At 75.5% G+C, this 26,269-nt stretch carries 30 protein-coding genes; 14 read left to right on the forward strand and 16 right to left on the reverse strand.

Going from position 1 to position 26,269, the window contains the following annotated elements:
• Positions 1-6: 6 nt before the first annotated feature.
• From ligD to ACQPX6_RS15460, 3 genes are read right to left on the reverse strand one after another with little or no spacing between them, the layout of a single operon-like run.
• Positions 7-1,416, reverse strand: coding sequence for a non-homologous end-joining DNA ligase (gene ligD, locus ACQPX6_RS15450; protein ID WP_433781077.1), 1,410 nt, complete (start codon positions 1,414-1,416; stop codon positions 7-9).
• A gap of 6 nt (positions 1,417-1,422) precedes the next feature.
• Entirely contained in the window at positions 1,423-2,490 is a 1,068-nt protein-coding gene (locus tag ACQPX6_RS15455) for an extracellular catalytic domain type 1 short-chain-length polyhydroxyalkanoate depolymerase (protein ID WP_433781078.1), read from the reverse strand.
• A gap of 14 nt (positions 2,491-2,504) precedes the next feature.
• Positions 2,505-2,906, reverse strand: coding sequence for a CopG family transcriptional regulator (locus tag ACQPX6_RS15460; RefSeq protein WP_433781079.1), 402 nt, complete (start codon positions 2,904-2,906; stop codon positions 2,505-2,507).
• A 110-nt stretch (positions 2,907-3,016) separates the two neighbouring features.
• Here ACQPX6_RS15460 and ACQPX6_RS15465 point away from each other — a divergent pair, with 110 nt between their 5' ends.
• The 4 genes from ACQPX6_RS15465 to ACQPX6_RS15480 all read left to right on the forward strand — a co-directional run bounded on the left by ACQPX6_RS15465 (position 3,017) and on the right by ACQPX6_RS15480 (position 7,711).
• Positions 3,017-4,444 carry a hypothetical protein gene (locus ACQPX6_RS15465; RefSeq protein WP_433781080.1) on the forward strand — a complete coding sequence of 476 codons (1,428 nt, stop codon included), beginning with the start codon at positions 3,017-3,019 and terminating at the stop codon, positions 4,442-4,444.
• Positions 4,445-4,984 carry a UGSC family (seleno)protein gene (locus ACQPX6_RS15470; protein WP_433781082.1) on the forward strand — a complete coding sequence of 180 codons (540 nt, stop codon included), beginning with the start codon at positions 4,445-4,447 and terminating at the stop codon, positions 4,982-4,984.
• Positions 4,985-5,102: 118 nt separating this feature from the next.
• Positions 5,103-6,461: an FAD-binding oxidoreductase gene (locus ACQPX6_RS15475; protein WP_433781083.1), complete on the forward strand. Its 1,359-nt coding sequence runs from the start codon at positions 5,103-5,105 to the stop codon at positions 6,459-6,461.
• A gap of 11 nt (positions 6,462-6,472) precedes the next feature.
• Positions 6,473-7,711 (forward strand): class I SAM-dependent methyltransferase, encoded by a 1,239-nt coding sequence (locus tag ACQPX6_RS15480; RefSeq protein WP_433781085.1) that lies wholly within the window; start codon positions 6,473-6,475, stop codon positions 7,709-7,711.
• On the opposite strand, the gene ACQPX6_RS15485 is transcribed toward ACQPX6_RS15480, so the two are convergent.
• Together ACQPX6_RS15485 and ACQPX6_RS15490 are read right to left on the reverse strand one after the other, a co-directional pair.
• The gene (locus ACQPX6_RS15485) at positions 7,659-8,324 is read right to left on the reverse strand and encodes a sigma-70 family RNA polymerase sigma factor (RefSeq protein ID WP_433781086.1); all 666 of its coding nucleotides are present in this window, start codon (positions 8,322-8,324) and stop codon (positions 7,659-7,661) included. The two genes, ACQPX6_RS15480 and ACQPX6_RS15485, sit on opposite strands and share 53 nt — an antisense overlap.
• A gap of 340 nt (positions 8,325-8,664) precedes the next feature.
• Positions 8,665-9,336: a TetR/AcrR family transcriptional regulator gene (locus ACQPX6_RS15490; RefSeq protein WP_433781087.1), complete on the reverse strand. Its 672-nt coding sequence runs from the start codon at positions 9,334-9,336 to the stop codon at positions 8,665-8,667.
• 73 nt (positions 9,337-9,409) lie between these two features.
• On the opposite strand from ACQPX6_RS15490, the gene ACQPX6_RS15495 reads away from it, so the two are divergent.
• The gene (locus tag ACQPX6_RS15495; RefSeq protein WP_433781088.1) at positions 9,410-9,937 is read left to right on the forward strand and encodes a hypothetical protein; all 528 of its coding nucleotides are present in this window, start codon (positions 9,410-9,412) and stop codon (positions 9,935-9,937) included.
• A gap of 71 nt (positions 9,938-10,008) precedes the next feature.
• Entirely contained in the window at positions 10,009-10,497 is a 489-nt protein-coding gene (locus ACQPX6_RS15500) for an SRPBCC family protein (protein WP_433781089.1), read from the forward strand.
• 26 nt (positions 10,498-10,523) lie between these two features.
• On the opposite strand, the gene ACQPX6_RS15505 is transcribed toward ACQPX6_RS15500, so the two are convergent.
• From ACQPX6_RS15505 to ACQPX6_RS15515, 3 genes are all read right to left on the reverse strand, one after another.
• Positions 10,524-10,784, reverse strand: coding sequence for a hypothetical protein (locus tag ACQPX6_RS15505; RefSeq protein ID WP_433781090.1), 261 nt, complete (start codon positions 10,782-10,784; stop codon positions 10,524-10,526).
• A gap of 302 nt (positions 10,785-11,086) precedes the next feature.
• Positions 11,087-11,848: a hypothetical protein gene (locus tag ACQPX6_RS15510; RefSeq protein WP_433781091.1), complete on the reverse strand. Its 762-nt coding sequence runs from the start codon at positions 11,846-11,848 to the stop codon at positions 11,087-11,089.
• Positions 11,849-11,942: 94 nt separating this feature from the next.
• Positions 11,943-12,704: a 5-formyltetrahydrofolate cyclo-ligase gene (locus ACQPX6_RS15515; RefSeq protein WP_433781093.1), complete on the reverse strand. Its 762-nt coding sequence runs from the start codon at positions 12,702-12,704 to the stop codon at positions 11,943-11,945.
• Positions 12,705-12,763: 59 nt separating this feature from the next.
• Between ACQPX6_RS15515 and ACQPX6_RS15520 the strand changes: the two genes are divergently transcribed.
• From ACQPX6_RS15520 to ACQPX6_RS15530, 3 genes are read left to right on the forward strand one after another with little or no spacing between them, the layout of a single operon-like run.
• Entirely contained in the window at positions 12,764-13,354 is a 591-nt protein-coding gene (locus tag ACQPX6_RS15520; protein ID WP_433781094.1) for an ArsR/SmtB family transcription factor, read from the forward strand.
• The gene (locus ACQPX6_RS15525) at positions 13,351-14,169 is read left to right on the forward strand and encodes an SRPBCC family protein (protein WP_433781095.1); all 819 of its coding nucleotides are present in this window, start codon (positions 13,351-13,353) and stop codon (positions 14,167-14,169) included. Before ACQPX6_RS15520 ends, ACQPX6_RS15525 begins: the two co-directional genes overlap by 4 nt.
• Positions 14,166-15,647, forward strand: a complete 1,482-nt coding sequence (locus ACQPX6_RS15530; RefSeq protein ID WP_433781096.1) for an MFS transporter — start codon at positions 14,166-14,168, stop codon at positions 15,645-15,647. The genes ACQPX6_RS15525 and ACQPX6_RS15530 overlap by 4 nt, the downstream gene beginning before the upstream one ends.
• Before the next feature lie 6 nt (positions 15,648-15,653).
• On the opposite strand, the gene ACQPX6_RS15535 is transcribed toward ACQPX6_RS15530, so the two are convergent.
• On the reverse strand, positions 15,654-16,553 hold the full coding sequence (locus tag ACQPX6_RS15535) for an AraC family transcriptional regulator (RefSeq protein WP_433781097.1): 900 nt from the start codon (positions 16,551-16,553) through the stop codon (positions 15,654-15,656).
• An 87-nt stretch (positions 16,554-16,640) separates the two neighbouring features.
• Between ACQPX6_RS15535 and ACQPX6_RS15540 the strand changes: the two genes are divergently transcribed.
• Positions 16,641-17,360, forward strand: coding sequence for a class I SAM-dependent methyltransferase (locus ACQPX6_RS15540; RefSeq protein ID WP_433781098.1), 720 nt, complete (start codon positions 16,641-16,643; stop codon positions 17,358-17,360).
• Here the strand turns inward: ACQPX6_RS15540 and ACQPX6_RS15545 are convergent.
• From ACQPX6_RS15545 to ACQPX6_RS15560, 4 genes are read right to left on the reverse strand one after another with little or no spacing between them, the layout of a single operon-like run.
• Entirely contained in the window at positions 17,357-18,700 is a 1,344-nt protein-coding gene (locus ACQPX6_RS15545; protein ID WP_433781099.1) for a DUF222 domain-containing protein, read from the reverse strand. The two genes, ACQPX6_RS15540 and ACQPX6_RS15545, sit on opposite strands and share 4 nt — an antisense overlap.
• 55 nt (positions 18,701-18,755) lie before the next feature.
• Positions 18,756-19,616: a M15 family metallopeptidase gene (locus ACQPX6_RS15550; protein ID WP_433781100.1), complete on the reverse strand. Its 861-nt coding sequence runs from the start codon at positions 19,614-19,616 to the stop codon at positions 18,756-18,758.
• On the reverse strand, positions 19,617-20,339 hold the full coding sequence (locus tag ACQPX6_RS15555; RefSeq protein WP_433781101.1) for a DUF998 domain-containing protein: 723 nt from the start codon (positions 20,337-20,339) through the stop codon (positions 19,617-19,619). It lies immediately after the preceding gene.
• 16 nt (positions 20,340-20,355) lie between these two features.
• The gene (locus tag ACQPX6_RS15560) at positions 20,356-21,243 is read right to left on the reverse strand and encodes a hypothetical protein (RefSeq protein WP_433781102.1); all 888 of its coding nucleotides are present in this window, start codon (positions 21,241-21,243) and stop codon (positions 20,356-20,358) included.
• 90 nt (positions 21,244-21,333) lie between these two features.
• Between ACQPX6_RS15560 and ACQPX6_RS15565 the strand changes: the two genes are divergently transcribed.
• The gene (locus tag ACQPX6_RS15565; RefSeq protein WP_433781103.1) at positions 21,334-21,939 is read left to right on the forward strand and encodes a class I SAM-dependent methyltransferase; all 606 of its coding nucleotides are present in this window, start codon (positions 21,334-21,336) and stop codon (positions 21,937-21,939) included.
• An 89-nt stretch (positions 21,940-22,028) separates the two neighbouring features.
• Here ACQPX6_RS15565 and ACQPX6_RS15570 read toward each other — a convergent pair whose 3' ends face one another.
• Complete coding sequence (locus ACQPX6_RS15570) at positions 22,029-22,829, reverse strand: helix-turn-helix domain-containing protein (RefSeq protein WP_433781105.1); 801 nt, start codon at positions 22,827-22,829, stop codon at positions 22,029-22,031.
• A gap of 35 nt (positions 22,830-22,864) precedes the next feature.
• On the opposite strand from ACQPX6_RS15570, the gene ACQPX6_RS15575 reads away from it, so the two are divergent.
• Positions 22,865-23,341 carry a hypothetical protein gene (locus ACQPX6_RS15575; protein ID WP_433781106.1) on the forward strand — a complete coding sequence of 159 codons (477 nt, stop codon included), beginning with the start codon at positions 22,865-22,867 and terminating at the stop codon, positions 23,339-23,341.
• A gap of 6 nt (positions 23,342-23,347) precedes the next feature.
• On the opposite strand, the gene ACQPX6_RS15580 is transcribed toward ACQPX6_RS15575, so the two are convergent.
• Complete coding sequence (locus tag ACQPX6_RS15580) at positions 23,348-24,097, reverse strand: YqjF family protein (RefSeq protein ID WP_433781107.1); 750 nt, start codon at positions 24,095-24,097, stop codon at positions 23,348-23,350.
• A gap of 93 nt (positions 24,098-24,190) precedes the next feature.
• Here ACQPX6_RS15580 and ACQPX6_RS15585 point away from each other — a divergent pair, with 93 nt between their 5' ends.
• Both ACQPX6_RS15585 and ACQPX6_RS15590 read left to right on the forward strand, forming a co-directional pair.
• Complete coding sequence (locus tag ACQPX6_RS15585; protein ID WP_433781108.1) at positions 24,191-24,841, forward strand: GOLPH3/VPS74 family protein; 651 nt, start codon at positions 24,191-24,193, stop codon at positions 24,839-24,841.
• Between the two features lie 65 nt (positions 24,842-24,906).
• A complete protein-coding gene (locus ACQPX6_RS15590) occupies positions 24,907-25,701 on the forward strand; it encodes a DUF427 domain-containing protein (protein ID WP_433781109.1) in 795 nt (264 codons plus the stop codon).
• On the opposite strand, the gene ACQPX6_RS15595 is transcribed toward ACQPX6_RS15590, so the two are convergent.
• Positions 25,691-26,230, reverse strand: a complete 540-nt coding sequence (locus ACQPX6_RS15595; RefSeq protein ID WP_433781111.1) for a DinB family protein — start codon at positions 26,228-26,230, stop codon at positions 25,691-25,693. The two genes, ACQPX6_RS15590 and ACQPX6_RS15595, sit on opposite strands and share 11 nt — an antisense overlap.
• Positions 26,231-26,269 lie beyond the last annotated feature (39 nt).

The following is a 26,269-nucleotide window of genomic DNA, read 5'->3' on the forward strand; positions in this document are numbered from 1 at the left end:
CGCCCCTCAGGCCCCCGACGGCCGTTCCGGCAGGTCCGGGCGCGTGACGCCGACGCCCAGCGCCGCCGCGTAGAGGTCCCCGTCGCGCCCGATTCGGGCCAGCACGTCGGCGGGGGCGAAGGTCAGGTCACGCACCGCCGTGGCGGCGGCCACCTCGTCCCAGGTCAGCGGCGTCGACACCGTCGGCGCGCCGTGGGCGGCCCGGGCGCGCAGCGAGTACGGCGCAACGGTGGTCTTCGACGGGTTGTTCTGGCTCCAGTCGACGAAGACCTTGCCGCGGCGCCGGTCCTTGGCCATGACCGCGGTGACCGCGCGCGGGGTCTCGCGCGCGAGGTGCTCGGCGACGGCCTTCGCGTAGGCCGACGGGCGGGCGGGGTCCTCGACGCGGATCGCGGCGCTTACCTGCATGCCCTTGCTCCCGCTGACCTTCGGGCAGAGCTCGAGGCCGTCGGCGGCGAGGAGGTCGCGGACGCGCTCGGCGACCCGGGCGCACTCGAGCACGGTGGTGCCCTCGCCCGGGTCGAGGTCGAACACCAGCTCGTCGGGGGGCTGCACGACACCCGCGTCGTCAACGCGCCACTGGGGCACGTGCAGCTCGAGCACCGCGAGGTTGGCCAGGTACACCAGCGTCGCGAGCTCCTCGACCACCACGAACGTCGCCGTGGCCGACCCGCGGCTGCTGCCCGGGGTGGGCACGTCGACCGTGCGCAGCCAGTCCGGGGCCTTGGCGCCGGCGTTCTTCTCGTAGAACGACGGCGCGCCGATGCCGTCGGGGAAGCGGCGCAGGGTCAGCGGCCGGCCCGACAGGTGGGGGAGAAGGGTGTCGGCGACGCGGGCGTAGTAGTCGAGCAGTGACGCCTTCGGGACGCCGGGGTACAGCTCCTTGTCGAGGTTGACGAGCTTCAGCGCGCGGCCGCCGACGTTCACGCGCGGGGCCTGGGCGTCGCGTGGCGGGGCAGGGGTGTCGTGACGCCGCTGGACCAGCCAGTCCTTGCTCTCCGCCCCGCGCTGCGGCTTGAAGAACACGAACCGGCCCGACACCCGCTCCCCGTGCAGGGTCACCGCGACCTCGTCGTCGGACCACTTCTCGGTCTCGTAGCGTCCGGTGTCCCAGATGGTCATCCGCCCGCCGCCGTACTCGCCGCGCGGGATCTCGCCGTGGAAGTCGAGGTACTCCAGCGGGTGGTCCTCGGTGTGCACGGCCATCCGGGGCGCGCCGGGCGCGTCCGGCAGGCCCTTGGGCACCGCCCACGACACGAGCACGCCGTCGCGCTCGAGGCGCACGTCGTAGTGCAGGCGGCGGGCGTGGTGCTCCTGGACGACGAAGCGGTCGCCGCCGGCCGCCCCGACCTCCCCGAACGGCTCGGGGGTCCGCGCCGGGTCGCGCTTGGCGTTGTACTCGGAGAGGTCGGGCATCGCCGGCTATCCCAGGGTGGGGTCGGCGGTGAAGCCGAAGAACGCGAGCATCGCGGCGCCGGCGTCGGGCCCGGACGGGTCGGCGTACGACCCGCCCTCGCGGCCCCCGGACCAGGCGTGGCCCATGCCGTGCACGGTCCACGACTCGGCGAGCACCCGCCCGCCGGGCTCCGACCAGCGCTCGCGGGTCCACGCGCGCCCGTCGTCGACCCGTCCGTCGGTGCGCACGGGCTCGATGCGGCCCGCGCGGGTCAGGGCCGAGCGGACGACGGCCTCGCCGCACGCGGGCGCCACCGTGCGGTCGGCGTCGCCGTGCACGACGACGAGCGGGACAGGGCCGGCGTCGGCGACGGTGCGCGGCGGCGAGGACATGGCCGCGAACGCGGAGCCCACGTCCGACGCGGCGCGGTGGGGCAGGCCCGAGTGCACGCCGGCGCCGCAGAACAGGTCGGGGTAGGACGCGCCCATCACCGCCGCCATGGCGCCCCCGGCGGAGAAGCCGGCGACGGCCACGCGGGCGGGGTCGGCGTCGTGCGCGGCCATCACCTCGCGGGTCACGGCGGCGATCATGCCGGGCTCGCCGGCGTCGCGGGCCTGGTCGCCGGGGCGGAACCAGTTCCAGTACCCCATCGCGTTGGCCGAGCGCGACTGCTCGGGGTAGGCGACGAGCACCCCGGCGGCCTCGGCGGCCTCGTCCATGCCGGTCGCGGCGGCGAACGTCTCGGCGTCCTGGGTGCCGCCGTGCAGCATGACCAGCAGGGGAGCGCCGGCCTGCAGGGTGGTGGGGACGTAGAGGCGGTAGGCCAGGCCCTCGGCCGACCCGCGGGTCACGGCGCCGGGGGCGCGGCCGGTGGGGGAGCCGGTGCGGGGTGTGGGCATGCCGGACATGGAGGGCATGCCAGCCATCGAGGGCATGCTCACCCCACCCGGCAGCCCCCCGCCCAGCCGCTCCTGGATGCGCGCGGTGGCGTCGAGCAGCCGGCCCTCGCGCATCATGCGGCCGACCTCGGACGTGCCGGTGGCCGCGGGCATCGCGCGCAGGGTGTCGCGGATCAGCTTGCCGGTACGGAACACGGTGACCTCCAGGGTCAGACGATGCGGGGACCGAGCGCGGCCTTGACGGCGCGGCTGGCCCGGAAGGCCCCGAGCACCTCGACGGAGGCGATCGTGGCCGTGGCGAGCTCGGGCGGGACGTCGTCGGCGACGGTGGCCAGCCCGAGCACGCGGATGTGCACCTGCTCGCCCCGGTCCCGCAGCGCCTCGAGGTCGTGGCGCGAGAAGTGCTGGGTGCCGAGCACGAGCGTGCGGCGCGCGACCGTGTGCTCGATCGCGGGCCCGCTGGCCGTGAGCTGGTTGCGCACGGCGGTGCGGATGAAGTCGGTGCGGTTGGAGAAGTGCCCTTCCTGCACCAGGAGATCGATGCGGCCGAGGTCGACCGGACCGATGTTGATCGTGATCTTCTCGGTGCGTTCCGCCGGCTCCCCGACCACGATCACCCTCCCTCGACCATCCATGTGGATGGTGCACGGAGGGCGGCACGAGCGCAAGTCACCGCGCTGTTCTCGACACCGCCGGGGTCGGCCTGGGTAGCGTGCCTCGCGTGACCACGACCGCGGCGCCCCCGGACGACGGGCTCGTGGTGGTGGTCAAGCAGGACTGCCCCACGTGCCGGCTGGTGGCCCCGGTGCTGGGCGGGCTGGGCGCGACCGTCTACAGCCAGGACGACCCCGCCTTCCCCGACGGGGTCGCGGTGCGCGACGACACCGCGCTGGAGGCCAGCACCCGCCTCGGCATCGACGTCGTGCCGACCCTGCTGCGCCGCGCGGGCGGCGTCGAGACCGAGCGCGCCGAGGGCTGGGACCGCGAGCGCTGGCGGGCCCTGACCGGCGTCGCCGACCTGGGCGCCGACCTGCCCGACCGGAAGCCCGGCTGCGGGTCGCGCACCCACGATCCCGAGGTGGCCGACGAGCTGCTCGTGCGCGCCCGGGGCCACGAGCTCACCGCCCGTCGCGTCGAGCTCGCGGGCCTCGAGGACGAGGCCGAGGCCCTCTACGACCGCGGCTGGACCGACGGGCTGCCCGTGGTCGCGCCGACCCTGCCGCGGGTGCTGCGGATGCTCGCCGGCACCACGCGCGCGCCCGGCGAGGTGGTCGCCGTCGTGCCCCCGAACCTCGTGCCGGCGACGGTGGAGAAGGTCGCCGTCAACGCGGTGCTGGCGGGCTGCCGCCCCGAGTACCTGCCGGTGGTGCTGGCCGCGGTGGAGGCGGCGTGCACCGCGGAGTTCAACGCCCACGGCCTGCTCGCCACCACCTGGGGCGCGTCGCCCGCGGTGCTCGTGCACGGGCCGGTGGCGCGCCGGATCGGGGTCAACGCGGGCGGCAACGCGCTGGGCCAGGGCACCCGCGCCAACTCGACGATCGGGCGCGCGCTGCAGCTGGTGATCCGCAACGTCGGCGGCGGGCGGCCCGGTGAGGTCGACCGCGCGACGCTCGGGCAGCCCGGCAAGGTCGGGCTGTGCTTCGCCGAGGACGAGGACGGCTCGCCCTGGGAGCCGCTGTCGGTCGCGCGCGGCGTGCCGGCCGGGGCGTCGGCGGTCACGGTCTTCGCCGCCGAGGGCGCCCGCGGCCTCGTCGACCAGCTCTCGCGGACGCCGGAGTCGCTGGCGCGCTCGCTGGCCCGCGGGCTGCAGGGCGTCGGGCACCCCAAGCTCGCGCCCGGGTTCGACGCGGTCCTGGTGCTGGCGCCCGAGCACGTCGCCGTGTTCGCCGGGGCCGGCTGGGACCGCGCGCGGTTCACCACCGAGCTCGATGCGCTGCTCGTGGCGCCGCCCGAGGAGCTGGCGCGGGGCGCCGACGGCATCGAGGAGGGCGTGCCGGAGCCGACCGGGCCGCGCCCGAAGTTCCGCCCCGGCGGGCTCATGGTCGCCGTGGCCGGCGGGGGAGCGGGCAAGTTCTCCACCGTGCTCGGCGGCTGGGTGGGCGGCCGCGGCGGCAGCACCCCCGTCACCCGCGTCATCGAGGAGGCCTGAGTGATCGTCTCGACCGTTGTGCTGGACCCGACCGACGAGTCCCGTCCCGCCGCCCGCACCGTGGGGCCGCGTCCCGTGGACCTCGCGGGGCGCACCGTGGGGCTGCTCGACATCGCCAAGCCGCGCGGCGAGGTGTTCCTCGACCGGCTCGCCGAGCTGCTCGCCGAGCGCGGGGTGACCGTGCGCCGCTACGCCAAGCCGACGTTCACGCGGCCGCTGCCCGCCGACCTGCGCGCGGAGATCGCCGCCGAGTGCGACGTGGTGATCGAGGCCCTCGCCGATTGAGGCTCGTGCACGTCGTGCAGTGTGCACGACCTCGCCGCCCTCGAGGCCGACGGCGTGACGGCCACCTTCGTCGCGTCGACCGAGTTCGTCAGCGCGACCGACGCGCAGGCCCGGGCGCTGGGCTTCGCCGCGGTGCCCGCGGTCTACGTCGCGCACCCGATCCAGGACCGCACCGACGCGGAGATGGCCGCGCTCGCCGACGACGCGCTGCCGCGGGTCCTCGCGGCGGTCACGGCGGGTCCTCCGACCGGCTGACGCGGGGTCCCCACGGGCGCCTCGTCGCCCTCGGGTGGCCCAACCCACCCCCGAAGGGCGTCGCTCCCGGCTCACAGTGGGCATACGCTGCCCGCCGTAACCGGGAGGAGGCACCCACATGACGGTCGGCGCGGACGTCGCGGTCGCGCACCAGGAGGCGGTGGACGCCGTGCGGCGCGGGCTCGCCGAGCTCCCGCCGGGCGCCCCGGTGCGGCTGCGCAAGAAGACGTCGAACCTGTTCCGCTTCCGCGGGGGCGAGGGCGGCCTGTCCGTCGACGGGCTCGACCGCGTGCTGTCGGTCGACCCGGAGGCGCGCACCGCGGACGTCCAGGGGATGACCACCTACGAGGACCTCGTGGCGGCGACGCTGCCGCACGGGCTGATGCCGCTCGTGGTCCCGCAGCTCAAGACCATCACCCTCGGCGGCGCGGTCGTCGGGCTCGGCATCGAGTCGACGTCGTTCCGCGACGGCCTGCCGCACGAGTCCGTGCTCGAGGCCGACGTGCTCACCGGCACCGGTGAGATCCTCTCGACCGCCGATCACCCCGATCTGCTCTCCGGCCTCCCGAACTCCTACGGCACGCTCGGGTACGCGCTGCGGCTGCGCATCGAGCTCGCGCCGGTGAAGCCCTTCGTGCGGCTGCGCCACGTGCGCTTCGACAGCGCCGACGAGACCGCGAAGGCCCTGGCCGAGGTCACGGCGACCCGCGAGTGGGCGGGGGAGCGGGTCGACTTCTGCGACGGCACCGTCTTCTCCGCCGACGAGCACTACCTGACCCTCGGCGAGATGGTCGACGAGGCGCCCTACCTGTCGGACTACACCGGCCAGGGGATCTACTACCGGTCGATCCAGGACCGGGACACCGACTTCCTGACCATCCACGACTACCTGTGGCGCTGGGACACCGACTGGTTCTGGTGCTCGCGCGCCCTCGGCGTCCAGCACCCGGTGGTGCGCCGGCTCTGGCCGTCGCGCTACCGCCGCTCCGACGTCTACCGCCGGCTCGTGGCGCTGGACCGCCGGGTCGGGCTGTCGCAGGCGGTCGCGCGCCGCAGCGGCGCCGCGGGCGTCGAGCCGATCATCCAGGACGTCGAGGTGCCGGTGGAGCGCCTGCCGGAGTTCCTCGCGTTCTTCCACGACGAGATCGGCATCAGCCCGGTCTGGCTGTGCCCGCTGCGCCAGCGCGACCGGCGCACGTGGCCGCTCTACCCCCTCGACCCCGACGCGACCTACGTCAACGTCGGGTTCTGGTCGGACGCCGAGCTCGCCCCGGGCCAGGCGCCGGACCACCACAACCGCCGCATCGAGCAGGTGCTGCTCTCGATGGACGGGCACAAGTCGCTGTACTCCACGGCGAGCTATCCGCGCGACGAGTTCGACGCGCTCTACGGAGGGGCGGCGTACCGGGAGCTGAAGGCCCGCTACGACCCGGACGGACGCCTCCCCGATCTCTACACGAAGACCGTGACGGGCTGAGGAGGTCCGACGTGCAGGTCGCCGAGATGTTCCGACCGGTCCTGGGGGACGAGGCCCCCATCGCCATCCGCGCCTACGACGGCAGCGCCTCGAAGCCGGCGGGCGCCGAGCCCGTCGCCACCATCGACGTGCGCAGCGAGACGGCCCTGGCCTACCTGGCCGGCTCGCCGAACTCGCTGGGTCTCGCCCGGGCCTTCGTGTCCGGGCACCTCGACGTCGACGGTGACATCTACGAGGCGCTGACCGCGATCAGCGAGCTCACCGTGTCCGACGTACCGCCCTCGACGCTGCTCAAGGTGGCCGCGCGCCTGGCGCCGGTGCGCCTGCGCCACCGCGTCGCGCCACCACCCGAGGAGCACCGCCAGTCCGGCCGGCGGCACTCCAAGCGGCGCGACTCGACGGCGATCGAGCACCACTACGACGTGTCGAACCGCTTCTACGAGATGGTCCTCGGGCCGTCGATGACCTACACGTGTGCGGTCTACCCCTCGGCGGGCGCCACGCTCGAGGAGGCGCAGGACACCAAGCACGAGCTGGTCGCGCAGAAGCTGGCGCTGGAGCCGGGCATGCGCCTGCTCGACGTCGGCTGCGGCTGGGGCCAGATGGCGATGCACGCCGCCGAGCACCACGGGGTGCAGGCGCTCGGCGTGACGCTCTCGCGCGACCAGGCGCTGTGGGCGCAGAAGGAGGTCGCACGCCGGGGTCTGGGCGACCGCGTGGAGATCCGCCACGCCGACTACCGCGACGTCACCGAGGACGGGTTCGACGCGATCAGCTCGATCGGGCTCACCGAGCACATCGGGCGGCGCAACGTCCCGTCGTACTTCCGGGCGCTCTACGGCAAGCTCCGCCCGGGCGGCCGGCTGCTCAACCACTGCATCACCCGGCCCGACCACCTCCACCGCGCGGCGGCGGACCCGTTCATCGACCGCTACGTCTTCCCCGACGGCGAGCTGCTGCCGATCGGTTGGCTGATCTCGCAGATGAACGCCGCGGGCTTCGAGATCCGGCACGAGGAGAACCTGCGCGAGCACTACGCGCGGACGCTCGCGGACTGGTCGGCCAACCTCGAGGCGCACTGGGACGAGTGCGTCGCGGAGGCGGGGGAGGGCCGCGCCCGGGTGTGGCGGCTCTACATGCCGGCGTGCCAGGTGGGCTTCGACGTCAACAACATCCAGCTCCACCAGGTGCTGGGGGTCAAGCTCGGCCCCGACGCCCGGTCCGGGTTCCCGCTGCGTCCGGCGTTCTGACCCGCACGCCGGCCAGGCCCCGCGGCGGGGTGTCGTCGGGGCCTGGCGCGTCGGCCGGGTCGCCCAGCACGCCGCGCAGCTTCGCGACGGCGCGGTGCTGGGCGACCCGCACCGCGCCGGGCGTGGAGCCAACGGCGAGCGCGGTCTCCTCGGCAGACAGGCCCACCACCACCCGCAGCACGAGGATCTCGCGCTGCTTGGCCGGCAGCTGCGAGAGCAGGGCGCGCATCTCGACGCTCGCCGACATCTCCAGCGCGTGCTGCTCGGGGCCGGCCATGTCGGCGAACCCCTCGGGCACCTCGTCGGTGGGGTCCGAGCGGTCGCGCCCGGCGTGGCGGTGGGCGTCGACGACCTTGTGCGCGGCGATGCCGTAGACGAAGGCGAGGAACGGTTTGCCCTGGTCGGTGTAGGTCGGCAGCGACTTGAGCACCGCCAGGCACACCTCCTGGGCCACGTCGTCGGCGGCCACGCCGGCGCGGTCGCTGCCGAGCCGGGCGCGGCAGTAGCGGACGACCAGGGGGCGCAGGATCACCAGCAGCTGGTTGAGCGCGGCGCGGTCGTCGTCGAGCACCGCCGCGACCAGCCGGTCGATCTCGTCGGACTCGTCGGTCACGACGCGGCCTGCCGTTGTCGTCGCCGGTGCTCCCGTCGACGCGGTGCCCCCACCGCATCGTCTCCGCCCACTGCCGATCCCCCCACGCGACCCGTTCCGGGACCCTCGCTCGGCCCGGCACCCACGGTCATCCACTGTGCGTGATCGGGTCCGTCACTCCGCGGAGACGATTCTCGCGGTCCCGCGACCCGGTCGTGATCCCACCGTGCTCGATCCGTCGTCACGGGGAAAGGCGCGCGCGGTCGGCGGCGCGACTGTCCGGCAAGCGGCCAGATGGTCGTGCACGATTCAACGAGCGGGTGCCGTCAATGGTCGAACCGAGCCGACGAGCGGATCTCGATCACCGGGGTGGAGCAGGGGATGTGCGGTGCGCCGGGGGCAGGACGGCGTCGGTCATGGCCTGGCCCACCCAGTCCTCGTAGGCCTCGCCGCTCCACCCGCGGGTGACGGTGAGCAGGTGCCAGACCTCGGCGCTGTTGAGGGTCCAGAGGCGGTCGCGGGCGGTCTCGTGGTCGAGTCCGGGGGAGAGGGCGCCGAGCTCGACCAGGCGGCGCACGACCATCCCGGTACCCACCAGGCGCTCCTGGTCGGTGGTGGCGCGCATCGCGACGAGGTCCGCGTCGCCGGCCAGGGCGCCCGCGCCGATCTGCACCGCCAGCGCGCCCACGCGGTCGAGCAGCGAGCGACCCAGGCGCGCGTAGCCCCGCAGGAAGGCGCCGGGGTCCGGCTCGGCGTAGAGCGCGCGCACCTCGGGGCGCTCGGCCAGGGGCACGTCGGCGTCGTCGCCGGCGAGCACGAGGTCGTAGCCCTCCTTGAGCAGGGCGGCCTTGGTGCCGAAGCCGTTGTAGACCGTCTGCGCGGACACGCCGGCCGCCCGGGCCACGGCGGCCACGGACGTCGTCGCGTACCCGTGGGCGACGAACTGCTCGACCGCGACGCGGGCGATCTGCTGGCGGGTCCGGGCGGCCTGGCGCTCGCGGCTCGAGGCGTCGTACCGGCGGCGGCCGTCCATGATTTCGTTTGACTCCTGCTCAATCGGGTTTAGCATAACTCTATCCGATTTTCGTCGAGGGGGAGTACCGCTCGTGAGCACCGAGATCCTGGCCGCCGACCGTCCGCGCACCGACGCCGTGGGGTGGCGCCGCTGGCACCTGGTCGGCCTGACGGCGCTCACGGCCTACTCGGCGGCGCTGGGGTGGCAGGCCCAGGCGGCGTCGTACCCGCTGTTCCGCGTCGTGCCGGAGAGCGACTTCCTCGAGTACCACGCGGCCTACAACGCGGCGATCCCGTTCGCGGTGATCGTGCCCGGTTTCGTGGGCTTCCTGGCGGCCGCGGCGTTCCCGTGGACGCGACCGGCGGACGTGCCGCGCGGGCTCGCCGGCGTCGTCGCGGCGAGCGGGGTCGGCGCGCTGGTGTCGACGGTGGCGTGGGCGATCCCGCGGCACGCCCGGCTCGACCGCATCGGACAGGACGCGGCGACCATCGACAGCCTGCTGGACGCGAACCTGCTGCGGTCGGCGCTGCTCACGGCGGGTACGGCGGCGCTGGCGGTCGCGACGGCACGGTCCGGGCGCCTCTCGCCCACTGTCGGCACCGTCAGCTCGATCCGATAATCGACATTATGTCATTACGGATGGCGGAGAGCCTCTCCCGCGCTCGTGCCGTCGAAGTCAGACTTCTCGGCATGAAGTACACCGTCTCGGTCGAGATCGCGCTGCCGCGGGAGCGGGTGGCCCCGTTGCTCGCCGACCCCGCGCACCTGCCGATGTGGCTGCGAGGCCTGGTGGTGCACGAGCCCATCCGTGGTGAGCACGGGCAGGTCGGCACCGAGTCGCGCGTCGTGCTGTGGACGGGCCAGCAGACGATGGAGGCCACCGAGATCATCACGCGCCGGGAACCGGCGGACCTGCACGCGATCCCGCGGGACAGCGTGGTCCACTTCGAGCGCGAGATCGTCGCCGAGGGCATGTGGAGCGCCGCGCGGGAGCGGCTGACCGAGGCCGGCCCGGGGACGACGCTCTGGGCGAGCGAGAACGAGTACCGGTTCGGCGGCGTGATGCGGCTGGTGGCCCCGTTGATGCGCGGTGTCTTCCGCAAGCAGTCGCTCCGGCACATGCAGGACTTCAAGGCGTTCGCCGAGCACGGGACGGACGTCCGCGATGCGCAGGGCTGAACCCTCGTCGCGCCTCTCCCCTGGGTTCATCGTGCCCGGCGGATTCCCACGGGCGTGCTGACGAAGATCCCGAGGCACGCGATCCCGGCCCCGCGGACCGCCCCCTCGAGCGCGTCGGCCCACAGCTCGTCGCCGTCCCGGCGCCGGGCGCCCAGGCGCTCCCACACGAAGACACAGGACCCGGGGCCCGCGTCGGTGGCGAGCTCGTCGGCCAGGCCCGCGAGCACGGTCTGCAGACCGTCGACCAGCTCCGGGTCGGGCCGTGGCGGGGAGTCCTCGATGGGCATGATGACCGGCGCCTGCCTCCGATCGCCGTCGACGAGGACGAGCCACAGGCACCGGTCCTGGGCGGCGGGGCGATGAGCGCGTCGACACGGTCGTGCACGTCGGCGGCGGTGAGCAGGGGCTGCGCGAGTTCGGGAGAGAGCGTCACCCCGATGACTGTGGCCACCTCGACGCGGCCGTGGTGGCGGTTTCGGCGAACCGGTCAGTCGCGTCGACGTCAGCTGCGCGGGGCGTCCCCCGCCTCACGCGGTGATCGAAGTGCCGATACGGACACTCAACGTCTGCGACGCCACTTCGCTGACACTCACACCCGACGGAGCTGGTCGACCAGCAGGACGGCGAAGACCGCGGACGACGGGTCGAGGTCGTCGGGCAGCTCCGCCAGGCGCCCGTCGCGGACCCACCACGGCGTCCCGATCTCGTCGAGCAGGGTCACCTGGGACACCTGCGCGGCGGCGGGACGGTGGCGCAGCCGCAGGGCGGGCCCGCGGGCCGGGCGCACCGTCCAGTCCACCGGCGCGCCCGCGGGGTCGGCGCCCGGGGGCCGGGCGGCGTCGGCCCGGGCCACCGTGTAGCCCTCGTCGTCGACCAGCGCGTACCACTCGGGCTCCGCCGCGTCCGGCCCACCGTGGAGCAGCAGGTCGTGCCCGCCGAGGCGCACGGTCACGTGCGGCGCCCGGTCGTCGCGGCGCAGCGCCACGACCTCGCCCTCGCCGACGTCCTCGACCTCGATGCGGCCGCGCTCGTGCCCGCGCGTCGACCACGTCACCGTGACGCGCCGGCCCGCGCCGTAGACCGACATGTCGTCGCCCGGGCCCCGCCCGGCCGCCGTGCCGACGAGGAACAGGGCGACACCGGCGACGGCGATCGTCAGGACGACGAGCGCGAGGAGCGCCAGCACGACGGTGTTCGGTGGGTCCTCCCCCACGCGCACGCCGAGGCCGATCACCGCCGCCCCGAGCACTCCCGACACCGCGGCCCACACGAAGCCCGCGCGGGCCCGGACCAGGAACGGGACCGGCACCCACACGGGGCGCGGCGGTCGGAGACGGGACGGGACGGCCACGCCACGATCGTGCCTGTCGTGACGCCGCGTGACAAACCTGGCGCCCGGTCAGGTGATAGAACACGGTCAGCCACCCGACGCCTGGTACGCACCGTCACGAACGCAGCCGACCCAGCAACGGGATCGCCGCGATCTTCTCCTCGGTCAGCTGGTCCCAGTCGATGCGCCCGGGGTGCCGGGCCTCGCGGGTGCAGGTGACGACGCGGTCGGCGGTGACGAGCAGGTCGAGGCGCACGTCGTGGTCGGTCACCGGGATGTCCCCCGGCGCCACGATCTGCTGCTCGTGGACGGTCGTCACCACCGGCGTGCCCGGCGCCACGAGGCCGGCCTGGCTCGCGACCGCGAACTCCAGGTCGCTGAACCCGCCGCCCTTGCCCAGGCGCGCGCCGTCCTCGGCGACGGCGACGCAGCCGGTGACGACGAGGTCGACGGGCTCGAGGTCCTCGACGGCGACCGTGCGCGCGGACGCGGCGGCCCCCTTGATCGACGACGCCTTGCGGGGCGTGTCGGCCAGGTGCGCAGGGTCGAGCAGGAAGAACGGCTGCTCCTCGGCGAGGCGCGGGACGGCCATGTACACGGTCTTGCCGTCCTCGAGCGCGCGCTGGCGCACCGGCCACTGCGCGGCGTCGGGGTTGCACTTCAGCGTCCGGGCCCGCTGCCACACCGCGGTCCCCCGCAGCCGCTCGGCGGCCGCCTCGGCGCCGACGACGTTCGGGATGCGCCCGTGTGCGCCCGGGAACCGCGCGATCTTCCCCTCCCGCAGCGCGTCCCAGATGCGCTGGCGGATCGCCGCCTTGGCCTCGTTGACCTCCGCCGGTCCGCCCGCGTCCGCGTCGTGTCGTCGTCCCCGTGCCACGGCCGGCACGATACGAGGCCTTATTGACAAATATTCTTGTCAATGTTTTCGTGGGTCCCGTGCTCGACGTGGACGTGATCGACGAACCGGCCGCCGCCGCGGCGGCGCTGGACCCCCTGCGGGCGCGCCTGCTGGCCGCCCTCGCCGAGCCCGGCTCGGCCTCGACGCTGGCCGCCCAGGTCGGCCTCACCCGCCAGAAGGTCAACTACCACCTCCGCACGCTGGAGGAGCACGGGCTGGTCCGCGAGGTCGGGCGGCGCGCCAAGCGCGGGCTCACCGAGCGGGTCCTCGAGGCCTCGGCGGCCTCGTACCTCGTCTCCCCCGCCGCGCTCGGCGAGGCCGCCAGCGATCCCGCCCGGGTCTCCGACCGCCTCTCCGCGCGCTACCTGCTCGCCCTGGCGGGGCGCGTGGTGCGCGAGGTCGGCGACCTCGCCCGCCGCGCCGACGCCCAGGACAAGCGCCTGGCCACCCTTGCGATCGACACCGAGATCGCGTTCGCCTCCGCCGCCGAGCGGGCCGCCTTCGCCGACGAGCTCGGCGCCGCGGTCCGCGACCTCGCCGCCCGGTACCACGCGCCGGGCGGCCGTCCCCACCGTCTCGTCGTCGGTGCGCACCCCGTGCCCGTGACCCCGTCCGAGGAGGACTCATGAGCAAGCCCGACCCCCGCACCGTCGACCTCGAGGTCACGGTGCCCGGCACCCCCGACCAGGTGTGGGACGCCATCGCCACCGGCCCCGGCATCAGCTCCTGGCTGCACCCCACCCGCGTCGACGAGCACGTCGGCGGCGCCTTCGGCTTCGACATGGGCGGCTCCGCCGAGGACGCCCACGCGGCGCCGCAGGGCACGGTCACCGCCTACGACGCCCCGGCCCGCTTCGCCACCGAGGCCCCGTGGTCGACCGCCGGCGAGACGACCACGCTCGCCACCGAGTGGCTCGTCGCCGCCCGCGACGAGGCCAGCTGCACCGTGCGCATGGTGATGAGCGGCTTCGGCCCCGGCGACGACTGGGACGACGAGGTCGAGGCGCTGCGCGAGGGCATGGCCGCCGCGCTGGAGACCCTGCGGCTCTACCTCACGCACTTCGCCGGCCGCCGGCCCGCCGTGGTCGACGCCGGCGCCCGGCGGGGCGGCCCCCAGCCCGCGGCGTGGACCGACCTGCTCGAGGTCACCGGCCTGGCCGGGGCACGCCCCGGCGACCGCGTCGTGCTCGCCGGCACCCCCGAGCTCGCCGGCACCGTCGAGGTCCTCTCCCCCGGGCTCCACCGCAGCGACGTCGTGCTGCTCGCCGAGGCGCCCGCACCCGGGATCGCCGACATCGGCACCGCCGGCGCGGACGCCCGCGCCACCGTGCACCTCGTGCTCTTCGACGCCCCCGGCACCGACGCCGCCGCCGTCGCCGACCGCGAACGGCCCCGCTGGCAGGCCTGGTTCGCCGGCCTCCCGACCGCGGAGGCCCACCGGTGACCCGCACCCGCGCACGGCTCGCGCTGGCCGTGCTCACGCTGCCCGCCCTGCTCGTGTCCCTCGACCTGTCCGTGCTGCTCGTGGCCCTGCCAAGGCTCTCCGAGGAGCTCGGCGCCGACGCCGCGCAGCAACTGTGGATCACCGACGTGTACGGCTTCCTCGTCGCCGGCTTCCTCGTCACGATGGGCACGCTCGGCGATCGGATCGGCCGCCGCCGTCTGCTGCTGGCCGGGGCCGTGGCCTTCGGGGTGGCGTCGCTGGCCGCGGCGTTCGCGCCGACCCCGGAGCTGCTCATCGCCGCCCGCGCCGCGCTCGGGATCGCCGGCGCGACGCTCATGCCCTCGGCCCTCGCGCTGGTCACCGAGCTGTTCCCGGAGCCCCGCGCGCAGGGCACCGCGATCGCCACCGTGTTCTCCGCGATCATGGCGGGCGGCGCGCTCGGGCCGGCCGTCGGCGGCCTGCTGCTCGCACACTTCTGGTGGGGCTCGGTGTTCCTGCCCGGCGTCGCGGTGATGGTCCTGCTCCTGGTGGCGGGCCCGCGCCTGCTGCCCGCGGGCCGGGGCACCGGTCAGGGCCGCCTCGATCCGCTGTCGGTCGCGCTGTCGCTGCTCGCGCTGCTCCCGGTCGTCTACGGCGTCAAGGAGCTGGCCCGCGGGGACGTCGGCGTGCTGCCTCTGGTCGCGCTCGGCGCCGGGGTCCTCGCCGGGGTCGCGTTCGTGGTCCGCCAGCGCCGCCTGACCCGCCCGCTGCTCGACCTCGCGCTGTTCGCCCGCCCGGCCCTGCGCGGCGCGCTGCTGGTGATGCTGCTCGGCGGGGTGGTCATGGGCGGGGTGTTCCTCGTCGTCACCCAGTACCTGCAGCTCGTCGTGGGCCTCTCCCCGCTCGCGGCCGGGCTCGCGACGCTGCCGGGCACCCTCGCGATGCTGGCCGGGGTGATGGCCGGCCCGCCGCTCGCGGCGCGCGTGCGCCCGGCCGCCGTGATCGCCGGCGGCATGCTCCTCGCGGCCGCGGGCCTCGCCGCCGTCGCGCTCGTCGGGGGCGGTGCGCCGGTCGCGCTCGTCGCCGCCTTCACCGTGGCGCTGCTCGGGATGGGCCTGGCCGGCGGGCTCGGGGTCGGCCTCGTGCTCGGCGCGGCGCCGCCGGAGCAGGCCGGGTCGGCGTCGTCGCTGTCGGAGACCGTCCAGGAGCTGGGCATGGCCGCGGGCCTCGCGGGCGTCGGCAGCCTCGCCGTCGCCGTGTACCGGGCGCTCGTGCCCGCCGACGTCCCGCCCGCGGCGCGCGACAGCCTCGCCGGCGCCCACGCCGTCGGCGACCCGGGGGTGCTCGCCGCCGCCCAGCAGGCGTTCTCCGGGACCGTCGGCGTCGTGGCCGGCGTCGCCGCCCTACTGCTCGTGGGCGTCGCCGCCCTCGCCGTCGCCACCCTGCGCCACGTGCCCCGCACGGGGGCGAGCGCGCCGAGCGAGCCCGTCGCCGCCTGAGGGGTTCTAGAGCACGGCCTGCCGCCACCGCCCGGGCGGCAGGCCGTGCTCGGCGCGGAAGCGCCGGACGAAGTAGCCCGTGTCGCGGAAGCCGACGCGGGCGGCGACGGCGGCGACGGTCAGGTCGGTGTCGTGCAGGAGCCGGCGGGCCTCGCGCAGGCGCCGCTCGGTGATCCACTGCTGGACGGTGCGGCCGGTCCGCCGGCCCACCACCGTCGTCACGTGCCCCGGGGTCAGCCCCACCGCGCCGGCGACGTCGCGCAGCGACAGCGGCTCGCGGAACCGCTGCTCGACGACGTCGAACACCCCCGCGAGCAGGGGCTCGTCGCGGTCACGCAGCTCCTCGGTGACCACCGCGTCGAGGCGGGTGAGCCCGACGAGCAGCAGCGTCAGGTGCGCGCGGACGGCCGCGGCCGCGCCCTCCCGGCGCTCGCGCAGCTCGGTCTCCAGCGCCCGGACGTGCTCCAGCCACCGGCCCCGCTCCCCCGCCGGCACCGTGAAGCGCTGCCCGCCCGCCCGGCCGCGCCCGACGAGCGGGGCGAGCAGCGGGTGCGAGCGCCACGACACCAGCGAGGCCGTCGAGCCGGGGTCGACGACGTCGACGGGGAAGAACACGGTCCACAGGTCGACGTCGGCGAGGTCCCAGGCGCCGGGGCCGACCACCGCCCCGGGCGCCACGACCACGATGTCACCGGCGGCCAGCGGGACGTCCCGGTCGTCGATGCGGACCACGCCGCGCCCGGCCTCGACGAGCAGCAGCACGAGGAAGTCGTGCGCGTGGACGCCGGGTGGGCGTTCGGCGGCGGGCGGCACCCGGTGGGCCACGGTCACGTCGAGCCCGTCGGGCGAGCGGGGGTAGCCGACGAGCGGTACCTGGACGTCGGCGGCACCCGAAGAACGTCCCATGGTCGGCGAGTGTGGTCCCTTGTCCCGGCCTCCACCAGCGCCGACCGTGAGGACCGGAACCGAACCCCGTCCCACGAGGAGAACCCCGTGAGTCAGCCCGACCCGGCACGGCCCTTCCTGCCCGCGATGAGCCGCGACGCGCTGCTGCCGTACTACGACGCGTTCAGCCGCCTGCTCGGCGCCGGGCCCGCCCACGCCCGCCTCGTCGCGCAGGCCGACCCGCCGCCGGACGGACGCGTGCTGGAGATCGGCTGCGGCACCGGCAACGTCCTCGCGCGGATGGCCCGCGCCCGGCCCGACGTCGCGCTCACCGGCCTCGACCCCGACGCCGCGGCGCTGGAGCGTGCGCGGGCCAAGCTCCCCGTCGGCGTGCGGCTCGAGCGGGGCTACGCCGACGCCCTGCCGCTGCCCGACGGCTCCGTGGACCGGGTGCTCTCGGCGCTGATGCTCCACCACATGCCCCCGGACGAGCAGGCGGGCGCGCTGCGCGAGGTGCGCCGGGTGCTGGCGCCGGGTGGCTCGCTGCACCTCGTGGACCTCGAGACCGGCGGGCCCCACAGCCTGCTCGCGCGCGGCGCCGGCGCGCTGCTGCGCCTCGTGGGCCGGAGCGGCGGCGGCGAGGGACACGGGCACGGGCACGCGCATGGGCACGACGCACCGCGGCCCCACCTCGCGGCCGCGGACGATCTCCTCGCCCTGCTGCGCGACGCCGGGCTGGTCGACGCCGTCGTGGTGGGACGCCGACGCTGGGTGCTCGGCACCCTCGTCTTCTACCGCGCGTCGGTGCCGGGTCCCGAAGGCGTCTAGGTGGGGACGCGTGGTCGTCCGCCGAGGCGTGGTGTCTGGTCGGGGTCGATCCAGGGTGGGGGTGTGAACCAGGGCAGGCCGTCGATCATCTCGAGCTGCCAGTGGTCGTGGTGGATGACGAGGTGGTGGTGCTGGCAGAGCAGCACCATGTTGTGCAGGTCGGTGTCGCCGCCGTCGAGCCAGTGGTGGATGTGGTGGGCGTGGCAGCGGCGGGGTGGTCGGGTGCAGCCGGGGAAGGCGCAGCCCCCGTCGCGCAGGTTGAGGGCGCGGCGGATGGCGTCGGTGGCGGTGCGCGCCAGACGTCCGACGTCGAGGGGTTCGGACTTCGTGCCGAGGACGATGGGGATGATCTGGGCGTCGCAGGCCCACCGGCGGACGGTGGCGGCGTCGGCGAGGTGCCCGGAGTCCAGCGTGCCGTGCCCGACGGCGGCCTGGAGCCAGCGGTGATCCATCGTGATGGTCAGCAGCGGCCGGCCCATCGAGCGCGGCGCCCGGCGCCGCAGCGCGGCCGGCGGCTCGGACGTGCGCGGGGCGGGGATCAGCGCGTCCTCGACCTCCGGCTCGGAGTCAGCGGCCTCAGGCTGTGGCTCGCTGGTGTCGTCGTCGGCGAGGATGCCGCCGGCACCTTGCGCGCCGAGCACGAACTCGACCAGCGCCCCCGCTTGGCGGTTCCCCAGCGACCGGTCGTCGTCCGGGCCGGCCGGGGTGGAGGCGGCGTCGAAGCCCTCGCGGACGATCTCGGCGTTCACCGTCCCGCGGAAGGTGGCGGTCATCCGCAGCGTCCCGTCGCGCCGCGAAGAGATCAGCAGCTCATCGTCCCGCTCGTCGCGCGGGTCCGGGGCGGCCCCGTCGCGATCCAGATACGCCAGCATCCGCGCCGCCGCCTTCGCCAGCGCGTCGGGCGACAACTGGGTCGCCTTTTCGGCCAGCGTGGCCTCCGCCCACACCCAGTCCGCCGGATCGAGATCCTCGACCTTGTCCAACCGCGCCATGGTCCGCCGGATCACCGCCACATGACCCGACCCGATCTCCCCACCCGCGTAGACGGTGGCCGTACACGGCAGCCGCGGCGGCAAGGGCTCACCGGACAGGGCGAGCTGCGGGACCAGGTCCGCGGTCTCGTCGACCAGCCGGTCCGCGTCACGGCGGTTGACCCGGCCCAGGTCCTGCAGCAGGCGCTCGGTGAACCGATCCCCGGTCTGGCGCGCCACCCCCAGGCGCTGCAGGTCGGCGATGCCCTCGAGCAACCGGTACTGAGCGGCGTGCAGCGCGGTGATGCCGTCCCGGACCCGGTCGAGCGCCTCCCGCTCGACCGACCCGACGACCCCACCTTCGCTCATGTGTTCGAAGGTAGACCCGACCCCCGACAGTCCCGCCCATTAGCGAGAACCGGGCTCAGGTCCCGGTCTGCGAGAAGTGCATGGTGTCCTTCGGGGCGCTGAAGGTCGCGCCCCAGGTCCAGCCGATGGCCGCGAACGCCTCGGTGACCACGTCGCCCTGGGCGATCATGCCGGGCCGCCGCCAGGAGCGGTCGGTGTAGGCCGAGGCCAGCTCCGGGACGACGAGGCCGTCGCGGCGCTCGAGCGGGTTCTGGAACGGGTTGACGTCGATCGCCAGGCCGGAGGCGTGCGCGGAGAACCGGGTCTGGCCCGTGGCCGCGCGGCAGGCGAAGGCGGCGGTGCCGTTGCCACGCCCGGTGGGCAGGGCGGTGAGGTCCTCGGGCTTCGCCAGACGCATCGCCTCGATCGGGAAGCGCGCGGCGAAGAGCTTCCGGAACACGCCGACCACCGGCTCGGCGACGTCGTCGCGCACGATCATCTCGCCGGTGTGGGTCCGATCGTCGAAGCCCCAGAACGACATCCGCAGGTAGCGCAGGCGCTCCGGCGGCACCGGGCAGCCCGGGCGCCACGTGGTGCGCGGCAGCAGCTCGGCGGAGATCGGGGCGATCGAGGCCTCGTACTGCCCCGACGCCGGCGGCGGCAGCACGTCGGGGGCGGTGCGGCGCCGGTCGACCAGCTCGGGAGGCGTGGGCAGGACCTCGCCGAAGCCGTCGGGGCGGCGCGGGAGGACCGGGTCCGCTGCGGTCGGGCTCGTGGTCGTGATCGTGGTCGTGCTCTCCGCGGTGGCGGTGGCGCCGGCGGGCGTGGACTCGGGGGCGGGTGCGGGGTGGTCGAGCGCCACGATGACCACGACGACGAGGACCGCCACGGCGAGCACCACCGCGGCGACCCGCGAGCCCGCCTCGCGCTCGGCCACTCAGGCCTCCGGGCCGGCGGCGACGGACCGGCGCGCGTGCCCCAGCGCCCACGCCCCGAGCAGCCCGACGACCAGCACCTCGGCCAGCGCGAGCCCCCGCTCGAGCAGGCCCAGCGGCACCGCCCGCCACCACGGGACGCCGGTGAGAGTGCGCGCGGCGATGGCGCCGACGATGGGCAGGAACGACGCGAGCGCCAGCCACGAGCCCCAGCGCACGCCGGTGCGGAAGGGGCGGGCGGGCGGGTCGACGCGGTGGCGGCGGGCGAGCAGCAGCGCCCCGAGCGGCAGGGCGAGGAAGGCCACGAGGCTCGCGTAGCGGTGGACGTAGCCCGCGAAGCTCGGCCCGATCGACCAGTTGGTCTTCTCGAACGCGACGACCAGCAGCAGGCCCAGGCACCACGCGCCGAGCAGCGCCGTGGGCAGCGAGCGCAGCGGGGTCAGCCGTGCGGCGACGAGCGCGGCGAGCACGGCGGCCGACCCCAGCGCGAGCCCGACGACGGCGACGTCGAAGAGCCATCCGCCCCCGACCAGCGCGTACTCGCTGATCGTGCGGCGCACGGGGTCGATCCGCGACGTCGGCCCGACGAGGTGCAGGGCCCCGATGAGCACGAGGGCGAGCGCGACGGCGGCGACGCCCGCCCGCGCGCCGGCCGTGACGAGGCGCGGAAGGGTGCCGGCTGCCGGCGCGGCGATCGCCGGGACGGCGCGGTCGACGTCGGTCACGCGCCGAGCGTTCCACTCACCGCAGGCCCTCGCGCGGTTCGAGGCCGAACCAGCCCGCCGCGCCGAACCCGTCGGCGAGACCGACGCACCGCTCGCCCGCGAACAGCCCAGCCCTGTAGAGCAGCCCGTCGGGGCCGGCGTCGACGGCCAGCGCGACGTCGTAGGTGCGCGGGTGCGCGACCTCGGCGACGTACTGGACCTCCCACGCGATCGGGGCGAGCTCCTCGGGCGGTCCGCCGTCGGGGTCGCCGAGCCTCTTCGACTGCCAGGTGGCCACCGCGTCGGCGTACCAGGAGAGGGCGGCGACGTTGTTGACGTGCCGGTTGGTGTCGACGTCGCCGATGCGCGTGGTGATCCGGTGGGTCACCGGGTAGCGGTCGCGCTCGGTCCGCGACGCCTCCGGGCGCGGTGCACTCCCGCCGGGCTCGTCGATCGCCAGTGCCGCGAGGTCGGCGCGCAGCTCGTCGGGCAGCCCGCTCGGGCCGGCGCCGGTGGCCAGCACGGTGACCGAGTCGGACACGGCGACGCAGCGGTCGCCGGCGAACACGCCGTGGCCGTACGAGAACGACGTCCCGCCGATGCGCCGCACGCCGGTGGTGACGCGGTACTCGGTGCCGTGGGTCAGCGGGGCGAGCCGCCGGATGCGCTGGGCGGCGAGCAGGATGCGGAACGGTCCGGAGCCGCCGCTCTCGGCGAGCCGGCGGAACCGCGGCAGCTCCGCGGCGACCCGGGCCTCCTCGAACCAGCGGCCCAGGGCCACCGTCGTGACCCGCCCGTCGCCGCCGAGATCGGCGTAGCGCGGGGTCAGGGGGCGCGAGACGGGGAACGCCGCGGGGTCGGTGAGCCCGTCGCCGTCCACGCCGAGGGACGGTCCGGCGGGGAGGACCGGTGCGTCGTGGGCCATGGCGCCCATCGTGGGTGACCGCCGCCCCGATGACCCGGCGCGATCGACCGGATCACACGTGACGCGCGCCGTGCCGGGCACCCGGGGCCGGTGACCTTCCCGTCCGGGTTCTTCGACCGCGCCGACACCGGCGACGACGCCCGCTTCTACGGCCCACCGCGCCTCGTGCAGCACATCGACGACGAGGCGATCGCCGCCGTCGGCGCGTTCTACGACGAGGTCGGCGTCACCGGCGACGTCCTGGACCTCATGAGCTCGTGGGTCTCCCACCTGCGCACCCGCCCCCGCCGGCTCACGGTGCTCGGCATGAACGCCGCCGAGCTGGACGCGAACCCCATCGCCGACGAGCGCGTCGTGCAGGACCTCAACACCGACCCCGTCCTCCCCTTCGCCGACGCCGCGTTCGACACCGCCGTGTGCACGGTGTCGATCGACTACCTCGTCCGCCCGGTCGCGGTGTGCGCCGAGGTCGCACGGGTGCTGCGGCCCGGCGGGACGTTCGCGCTGACCTTCTCCAACCGGTGCTTCCCCACCAAGGCCGTCCGCGGCTGGCTCGCCGCCGACGACGAGCAGCGCGCCGGGATCGTCGCGACCTACCTGCGCGAGGCCGGCGGGTTCGACGAGCCGGTGGCGCAGCGGCGGCCGTCGCGCGGGGACCCGGTCATCGCGGTGCGGGCGACGAGGGCCGCAGCCTAGCTCGCCGGTTCGATCTCCCGAGGGTGTCACCAGCGTGGGGCCACGCTGACGGCACCCTCGAGAGATCGAAGTGGCGAGCCCCTCCCAGATCAGTCGCCGGCGGCCAGGGCGTCGAGCGCCGTCCGGGTCGCCGCGTCGGCCGGGACGAACGACTCCAGCGACAGCTCGTCGAGGGTGACGTCCCAGGCCGCGCCGAAGTGCGTGATCGTGGAGTACAGGCGCAGGTCGCCGGCCGGGTGCGCCAGGTGCAGCGGCAGCATCACGTGCGCCGCCCGCGCGGCGGGCCCGCCCGGCGCCGGCGGGACGTGGTCGGCGAGCTCCTCGCGCAGCGCGACCAGGCGCGGGTCGCCGGTGAGGTCCGCGAGTCGCTCCAGGCGGTGGAGCAGGTGCCCGGCCCACTCCGCCAGGTTGCGGACGTGGGGCGCGAGGCCGTCGGGGTGCAGGCTGAGGCGGTAGACGTTGACCGGCGGTGCCAGCAGGGCCGGGTCGATGGCCGCGAGCAGCGCCCCGACCGCGCGGTTGGCCATGACGACGTCGCCGCAGCGGTCGACCACGAGCGCGGGGAAGGGCTCGTGGCCCGCGAGCAGGTGCTCCAGGGCGCCGCGCACCGCGTCGAGCCCGCCCGCGTCCAGCCGCGACTCGCTGTAGGTCGGGGCGAAGCCCGCGGCGAGCAGGAGCGTGTTGCGCTCGCGCAGCGGGACCTCGAGGTGCTCGCAGAGGTCGACGAGCAGCTCGCGGCTGGCGCGGGAGCGCCCGGTCTCGACGAAGCTCAGGTGCCGGGTGGAGACGCCGACGTCGAGGGCGAGGTCCATCTGGCTGCGCCGCCGGCGGGTGCGCCACCCGCGCAGCAGCTCGCCGGGCGCGGGGCGGGCGTCGAGGGTGCTGGTCACGTCGCCGACCGTAGGACGCCGCCGGCCCCGCGACCATGACCTGCGAGGTCATCGACGCGCTTACCTCCCGGGCCGCACGGTTCTCCCCGACAGCGAGTACCGACCGAGGAGGACCCGATGACCGCCACCCTCACCGCCCCGTCACCGACACCCAGCGCGGGCTGCGCACCGTCCTGCGCCTCGACGCCGTCGCCTCCGGCACCCTCGGGATCGCCGCCGGGGCGGGCGCCGGGGTGCTCGACACCCTGCTCGGGCTCCCGGGCGGCCTCCTGCTCGGCGTGGGCGTGTTCCTCGTCGTCTACGCCGTCGGGCTGGTCGTGCTCGTCGCGCGACCGCTGATCCCCCGCCCGGCCACCTGGGTCGTCGTGCTCGGCAACAGCGCCTGGGTGCTGGCGAGCCTCGGCCTCGCCGTCGGCGCGTGGGAGCAGCTGACCGTCCTCGGCGCCGTGGTCGTGCTGGCCCAGGCCGCGGCCGTCGCGGTGTTCGCCGACCTGCAGTACGCGCGGCGCTGACGCTCCTCAGCCCCGGCGCCGGCGCGCTCCCGGCCGGCGCCAGGGCCGCGGGAAGCCGAAGCGCACCGACACCCCGGGCGAGCAGGCGACGTGGTCGGGGGCGCGTCCGGCGAGGTCGGGGAACCCGGCGGCGGCCACGAGGTCGTCGTCGAGCTCGAGCACCTCGGCGGCGTGCAGCGGCCACGGCTCGTGGACGTTCGGGACGTACCAGTCGACGCCGAGGTGGCGCTCGTGCAGGCCCCAGCGGGCGGTGAGGAAGTCCTCGAGCGGACCCGACGCCATCGGCTCCCCCACGCGCACCCGCACCCGGCTCGCGTGGGGCCGGTGCGTCACGTAGACCCGCTGCCCGCCCGCGTCCGCGATGTCCATCGACGCCCACCGGTACGGGAGCCCGAACGAGGCCCGCGCACCCGCCACCACCGCCAGGCGCGACGCGTCGAGGCTGCGGAACACGATGCCGCGCACCCCGCGCTCGTCGACGGTGTAGAGCCGGACGTTGGTCTCGGGGAACGTCCCGAGGTACGGGATCGACGGCCCCCGCAGCACGCCGGCGCCGACCATGCGGAACGGCACCAGGCCCACCCAGGTCGCGCCGTCGTGGACGTCGGGGTGCACGCCGGGCGGCAGCAGCGGGGCGACGGCCTCGGGCGGCACCGCCCAGTGCAGGAAGGTGATGTCGCACCAGCGCTGGGTCATCATCGTCGGGCCCGTGTAGTCCGGGGCCTCGCGGGTCACCGGCTCGACGTGGTCGCTCACCGGACGGTCATCCCCCGTGCGGAGCCCGCCCACGCGCGATCTCCGCCTCGCGGAGGAGGCAGCACCCCGGTCGGCTGCGCCACGATGACCCGTATGCGCACCGCCGAGGATCTCGCCCTGCTCCTCCACGACCCCGCCACCGGGGCGCCGCTGGCCGACTCGACGTCGCTGCCGCGGGCGCTGGCCGGCGCCGTCGTGCTCCAGCTCGTGCTCGACGGCCGGGCCCACCTGGCCCCGGGCCGTTGGCGCACCCACCTGGTCATCGACGACCGCAGCCCGTCCGGCGACCACGTCCTCGACCTCGCCCTCGGGCGCCTGTCCGACGACACGACCCCGAAGTCGGCGATCGAGAAGCTCCACAGCCGGGTCCGCGACCCGCTCATGGCCGGGCTGGTGCACGACGGCGCCGTGCGCCTGGAGGAGCGCCGCTGGCTCGGCTTCCCCCTGACCCCGCGCTGGTCCGCCGCCGACCCGACCCGCCGCGACGCGGTGCTCGCCCGGCTCGCGGCGGTGCTCGTGCAGGGCGCGGCGCCGACCCCCGAGGACGCGTCGCTCGTCGCGCTCGTGCGGGCGGTCAAGGCCGAGCACAAGCTGCTCGACGCCCCGCGCCGCGCGCTGCGCGCGCGGAGCAAGGAGATCGCCGAGGGCGAGTGGGCCGGCGAGGCCGTGCGCAAGGCGATCGCCGACGTCCAGGCCGCGATCGCCGCCACCGCCGCCGCGGGGGCGACCGCAGCCACGTCCTGACGGGCGGGAACAACCGCCGCGCCCGCGGGGGTTGCACCGGTCACGTCGAGACCGAGGAGGTCGTGGTGGCGCTCACCATGCACGGGGGCCCGCTGTCGCGGCGCGTGCCCGAGACCCGCACGTTCACCGTCGAGGGGCCGGCGCACTCGCTGCTGCTCGAGCCGTTCACCCGCCGGGTCCGCGCCGAGGTCGACGGGGTCACGGTGCTCGACACGACGCGGGGCGCGCTGCTCTACGAGACCGGGCTCCCGCCGCAGCTCTACGTGCCCGAGGAGGACCTCCGGGCCGACCTGCTCGAGCCCAGCGACACCACCACGCACTGCCCGTTCAAGGGCGACGCGACCTACCGGACGCTGCGGGTCGGCGGCCGGGTGGTCACCGACGCGGTGTGGGCCTACCCCGAGCCGCTCGCGGACACCCCGTGGCTCGCCGGGCGCGCCGTGCTCGCCCCGCAGGCCGCCGACCGCTGGCTCGACGAGGACGACGAGGTCGTCGGGCGCCTGCCCGACCCGTACCACCGCGTCGACCTGCGCCACACCGGCCGGCACATCACCGTGACCACGACCGACGGCGTCGTCGTCGCGAACGCGGCCGGCGGCGTGCTGCTCGGCGAGACCGGCCTGGTCGACCGCTACTACATCGCCCGCGAGGCGCTGTCGGCGACGCTGGAGCCCAGCGACAAGCGCACCGTCTGCCCCTACAAGGGCTACGCCACGTACTGGTCGCTGCGTCTGCCCGACGGGCGCGTGCTCACCGACGCGGCGTGGTCGTACGAGGAGCCCACCGACGAGTCGCGGGCGATCGCCGGGCTCGTGTGCCTCGCCCACGACGACCTCGTGGTGGACGCCGTCACGCGCTAGGGGTGGTGTCCTCCGGCGCCGGCATCCGCGCGGCGTCGCGCAGCACCTCGGCCTGCCCGGCGAAGCGGGCGGTCTCGGTGATGAGGTGCAGCAGGATCCACCGCAGCTCGATGTGGCCGCGGCGGTCGTCGCGTACGGCGTCGTCGAGCGACTCGGCGCCGGCCAGCGCGTCGCGGCCCTTCTCGCAGGCCTCGAGGTAGGCGCCGACGACCTCCTCGGGCGGCTCGACGTCGGCGAGGCGGAACCCGGCGTCCGGGTCGTCGACGTAGCTGGGCGCGTGGTGCACGCCCCGCTGGCCCCACCGCTCGACGAGCCAGGTGCGCTCGAGCTCGGTGAGGTGCTTGACGATGCCCAGCAGGCTCGTCCCGGAGCCGTCCGGGATCCGGCGGCGCAGCACCGTCTCGTCCAGCCCGTCGAGGGCGACGACGACCAGCGCGCGGAAGTAGTCGAGCCAGCCCTCGAGCGCCTCGCGCTCGTCGGCCACCTCGGGGGGCGCGGGCCGACGGCGCAGCGGAGCCTGGAAACCCACCGGCGCTCCCGGGGTCGGATCAGTCACACCTGACACACC

Source organism: Actinomycetospora sp. CA-101289, assembly GCF_050955895.1.
Lineage (GTDB): Bacteria > Actinomycetota > Actinomycetes > Mycobacteriales > Pseudonocardiaceae > Actinomycetospora.

Excerpts from the sequence above, each read along its gene's own strand:
- ACQPX6_RS15500 (WP_433781089.1), top strand. The coding sequence starts at position 10,009 with ATGAAGTACACCGTCTCGGTCGAGATCGCGCTGCCGCGGGAGCGGGTG.
- ACQPX6_RS15585 (WP_433781108.1), top strand. The coding sequence starts at position 24,191 with ATGCGCACCGCCGAGGATCTCGCCCTGCTCCTCCACGACCCCGCCACC.
- ACQPX6_RS15490 (WP_433781087.1), bottom strand. The coding sequence starts at position 9,336 with ATGGACGGCCGCCGCCGGTACGACGCCTCGAGCCGCGAGCGCCAGGCC.
- ACQPX6_RS15535 (WP_433781097.1), bottom strand. The coding sequence starts at position 16,553 with ATGGGACGTTCTTCGGGTGCCGCCGACGTCCAGGTACCGCTCGTCGGC.
- ACQPX6_RS15575 (WP_433781106.1), top strand. The coding sequence starts at position 22,865 with ATGACCTGCGAGGTCATCGACGCGCTTACCTCCCGGGCCGCACGGTTC.
- ACQPX6_RS15560 (WP_433781102.1), bottom strand. The coding sequence starts at position 21,243 with ATGGCCCACGACGCACCGGTCCTCCCCGCCGGACCGTCCCTCGGCGTG.
- ACQPX6_RS15475 (WP_433781083.1), top strand. The coding sequence starts at position 5,103 with ATGACGGTCGGCGCGGACGTCGCGGTCGCGCACCAGGAGGCGGTGGAC.
- ACQPX6_RS15545 (WP_433781099.1), bottom strand. The coding sequence starts at position 18,700 with ATGAGCGAAGGTGGGGTCGTCGGGTCGGTCGAGCGGGAGGCGCTCGAC.
- ligD (WP_433781077.1), bottom strand. The coding sequence starts at position 1,416 with ATGCCCGACCTCTCCGAGTACAACGCCAAGCGCGACCCGGCGCGGACC.
- ACQPX6_RS15525 (WP_433781095.1), top strand. The coding sequence starts at position 13,351 with ATGAGCAAGCCCGACCCCCGCACCGTCGACCTCGAGGTCACGGTGCCC.
- ACQPX6_RS15505 (WP_433781090.1), bottom strand. The coding sequence starts at position 10,784 with ATGCCCATCGAGGACTCCCCGCCACGGCCCGACCCGGAGCTGGTCGAC.